The sequence below is a fragment of the Paraburkholderia caledonica NBRC 102488 genome (assembly GCF_000685095.1).
GTDB classification, from domain to species: domain Bacteria; phylum Pseudomonadota; class Gammaproteobacteria; order Burkholderiales; family Burkholderiaceae; genus Paraburkholderia; species Paraburkholderia caledonica.
Genome location: NZ_BAYE01000052.1, coordinates 1 through 3,525, shown reverse-complemented (window position 1 = coordinate 3,525; position 3,525 = coordinate 1). Strand labels below are relative to the sequence as shown.

General features: G+C 59.5%; 4 protein-coding genes and 1 pseudogene. All 5 read left to right on the top strand.

Features of this window, described 5'->3' with window-relative positions:
* The first annotated feature begins 249 nt into the window (after nucleotides 1-249).
* The 5 genes and pseudogenes from BCA01S_RS34105 (at nucleotide 250) to ppnP (ending at nucleotide 3,432) form a co-directional block, all read left to right on the top strand.
* Nucleotides 250-600 carry a DUF4148 domain-containing protein gene (locus BCA01S_RS34105; RefSeq protein ID WP_027780672.1) on the top strand — a complete coding sequence of 117 codons (351 nt, stop codon included), beginning with the start codon at nucleotides 250-252 and terminating at the stop codon, nucleotides 598-600.
* Nucleotides 601-753: 153 nt separating this feature from the next.
* Nucleotides 754-1,479 (top strand): alpha/beta hydrolase, encoded by a 726-nt coding sequence (locus tag BCA01S_RS34100; RefSeq protein WP_425176626.1) that lies wholly within the window; start codon nucleotides 754-756, stop codon nucleotides 1,477-1,479.
* A gap of 436 nt (nucleotides 1,480-1,915) precedes the next feature.
* A pseudogene (locus BCA01S_RS39445) lies at nucleotides 1,916-2,089 on the top strand (cupin domain-containing protein); the annotation flags it as partial.
* Between the two features lie 161 nt (nucleotides 2,090-2,250).
* Complete coding sequence (locus tag BCA01S_RS34095) at nucleotides 2,251-2,955, top strand: hypothetical protein (RefSeq protein ID WP_027780670.1); 705 nt, start codon at nucleotides 2,251-2,253, stop codon at nucleotides 2,953-2,955.
* Nucleotides 2,956-3,111: 156 nt separating this feature from the next.
* Complete coding sequence (gene ppnP / locus BCA01S_RS34090) at nucleotides 3,112-3,432, top strand: pyrimidine/purine nucleoside phosphorylase (RefSeq protein ID WP_027780669.1); 321 nt, start codon at nucleotides 3,112-3,114, stop codon at nucleotides 3,430-3,432.
* Nucleotides 3,433-3,525: the final 93 nt, after the last annotated feature.

Genomic DNA, 3,525 nt, shown 5'->3' with positions numbered 1-3,525 from the left:
AAAAACTTTGGAATAAACGTCGGGGCCCTGTGTTTGCCCCTATGTAGCCAGATGCAAACGCATTAATCCGGAACCCCACGAGAAGGAAGTTCGAAGGAACGAATACCGACCCGTGACACCGGAAAATTAGATAGTTAGGAATCCGATAGAAAATGCCGTTCGGCGGAAGTGATCCTGCCAGTCTGTGCAAAGCGATTTTATCCGCGGCTTCCCGCCGCGAACCATTCAATTAATTAAGGAGTATTGATCATGTCGAAATTGTTAGTAAGCCTCGCTCTCGCCGTTTCCGCTCTCGGCGCCCCGGTACTCAGCTTCGCTCAAAGCAGCGCTCCGCTCACACGTGCGGAAGTCCGTGCGGATCTCGTCCGCGTCGAGCACGCTGGATATCGGCCTACCAGCGGTGACGATGTTAACTACCCGGCAGATGTTCAGGCAGCGGAAGCAAAAGTCGCAGCACAAAGCGATCAGCAACTGAGGATGCAAGCCGTCGGCGGTGTCGCGCAAAGCGGCAGCTCGGCTTCAGGTGCTGCGTCGCATACCGCGATGCAATCTGCTTGCGTCGGCCCGGTCAGCTTCTGCAACCTCTACGCCGGCAGTTAAGTGCCGCAAGTTGGATCCTGTGGACCATGCAGTCATGCACAGGATCCCAACTGGCTATCTAATCGTTATCAATGGAGTTTCGCCGTGAAAATCTTGCCATTAGCTGCAACGGTTCTTTCCTTGTCTGCATGCCTGTTCGCATCCGCCAGCGCAATGGCGCAGGACACGCAACCCGCCAAAGCGCCGATTCGCAACATCGTTCTCGTTCATGGCGCGTGGGTCGACGGCTCGGGGTGGAGGCCGGTCTATGACATTCTGACCAAAGACGGCTACCACGTCACAATGGTGCAGGAGCCGCTGACCTCGCTCGATGACGACGTAGCCGCAGCGAAGCGGGTAATCGACATGCAGGACGGTCCCACCATTCTGGTCGCGCATAGCTATGGCGGCTCGGTGATCACCGAGGCCGGCGTCGATCCGAAAGTTGCGGGGCTGGTGTACGTCGCGGCTCATGCGCCGGCAGTGGGCGAAGACGAAAGCGATCTGGGCAAGAAGATGCCCAGCTACACGTCGCAGCAGGCAGGCGCCATCAAGAAGACAGACGACGGTTACACGTATCTGAATCCCGCCGATTTCGCGAAAGATTTTGCAGCCGATCTGCCGCTCAAGGAAGCGCAGTTCGAGTCACGCGCGCAGATTCTCACGGCGGCCAAGGTCTTCTCCGAGCCGATGAAGGTCGCCGCCTGGACCATGAAGCCGAGTTGGGGCATCGTGGCGGCCGACGACAAGATCATCAATCCGGACCTCGAGCGCTTTTACTACCAGCGCGCGCATAGCCACACCACGGTACTGGCGGGTGCAAGCCACTCCGTGTATGAATCGCGTCCCAAAGAAGTCGCCGCGGTGATCGAAGACGCAGCGAAGCATGCGCAGCAGTGAAGAAGTGTCAACGTCGGCGCGCGTCGATGTAGCTGGGATGGTTGCCGGTTCGCGCACGCACATCGAATGGCCTTTGCTCCCGCTGTCCCTTTTGAAGCTAATGCAGACGCTGACTCAGATCGAGGCTTGTCGAACTGCATACCGAACAAGCGCGAGCTCAACTGATGAACCGCTAACAGGCACCGTTTGAGCCCCGCACTCGGCAAGAACGTTTCAGTCTCGCCAGACGCACGCTTGCGCGGCGTTCGGTGGTACGGGAGAAAGAGAGTCAGAGTTCAGGCGCCTTCTATCTGCGAAAGCGCGGTTTCGGCGACGCGGCGACCGTTCGACTCGAAGCGCGACGGCGATCGAGCCGATCTGCACGAAACGCATCGGCCAGTTCCTCGAAGTGGTAGGGCGTTCAGCACGCAGCGGCGGCGCGTCTCAGGTGTAAAGGTCATCGATAACGCAGCGCGAATCGCGCGCGGTGTCGTCGCATGCCCATGCGCGCGGGCAATTGATCGGGGCGTTGAGCGGGCTCGTTTCGGTCGGAGTAAAGCGGCAGCAATCGGTTGTGCCCGCGATTCACGCGATATGGATTCCGCCGCATTGCGAGCACTCGATCCGCTCGATTGCGCGGTGTCGCCTGGCTCGTCCGCGCTCAGCTACATTAGTCTCGCCGCTATGGCGGCGGCAGGGTCGCGCTTGGCCGACATTGCGGCGCGAGCGAATGGCTCGCTATCGCTACAATATGCGGATGTTTCGTCCTCCCAATGGCATCGAGCGCCAGACATGCTGATCTCCTGTTTCTCCAGTGGCGACGCCATTCGCACCCGGCGCGTGAGCGACATCGTGCTGACGGGCATCGTGGACGTGCCCGAGCTGCCTCATCGCGTGCTGGTCGACTGGGAGAGGGAAACGTCGTCGCGCATGGTTCTCGATCCCGGCGATGTTGAAGTCATGCCTTTCGCGCGAACACGTATGCGTTGGCCGGATTACACGCTCTGTGTTCAGGCGATGTCGGACTGGACGCGCTCACTCGGATTGCCCGGCGTACTTGCCTCCAGCGACGTGGCCTTAATGGCTTGCCGCGGTGCGACTTATCACCATGACGCCATGCAATACGGCGGCGCGGCGTTCTGCAACCTGTTTCTGAGCGACGACAAGGGGCTCGACCTGCATTTCGCGTCTACGGGGCAGCACATTCCGTTGACCCGCGGAACGGCTGTGGTATTCGACACAGGCCAGCCGCACGGTGTGATCCGGCGCGGTAGCAGCAGCTTCAACGCGGACGACTTCACGCCGGATCGCGATAGCGTGCAGATCTTCCTGACATGGGAGCTTCCTATCGAAGACATACATGTCGCACGCGCGCTTCAGGTTGAGTTCGACGTTGCACCTTTGCCCATCTCACAGCCGGATGAAGAGCAGGTATTGCTGAATGGCGAACCGGTCGTCGTGTGTCCGGATTCGGGCCGCTGGCGTAAGCCTGATTGATGATCGGCGTTATGCCGATGTCGTTGCGCGACGTCTGTATGATGGCGGGTTGCGTCCGACTGCAAGCTCGCGCAGATGGTCGGCGCAGACCACACAACGGGCTGCCGCAACGCGGCGCCAACGCATCCCTTCACGACGATTCATAGGAAGACCGCCATGACGGCCGCAACGCAATTCGATCAGGTTTCCGTTATCAAACGTGCCAACGTCTATTTCGACGGCAAGTGCGTTTCGCACACCGTTCTGTTTGCGGACGGCACGCGCAAGACGCTGGGCGTGATATTGCCGGGCACGCTCAACTTCGGAACGGACGCGCCCGAGCTGATGGAAGTGCAAGCCGGCCAGTGCCGCATCCGCCTTGAAGGCAGCGGCGAATGGAAAACCTATTGCGCGGGCGAGTCGTTTTCGGTGCCCGGCAAGAGCCGCTTCGACATCGACGTGATCGAAACGCTCGACTACGTCTGCAGCTATCTGTAAGAGCAATTGAACGTGTGGCGCTGGAGTCTCGAAACGAGACTCCAGGCAAACGCGATGATATGCCGATAGGTTCTATCGGAAGTGCTTCAAACC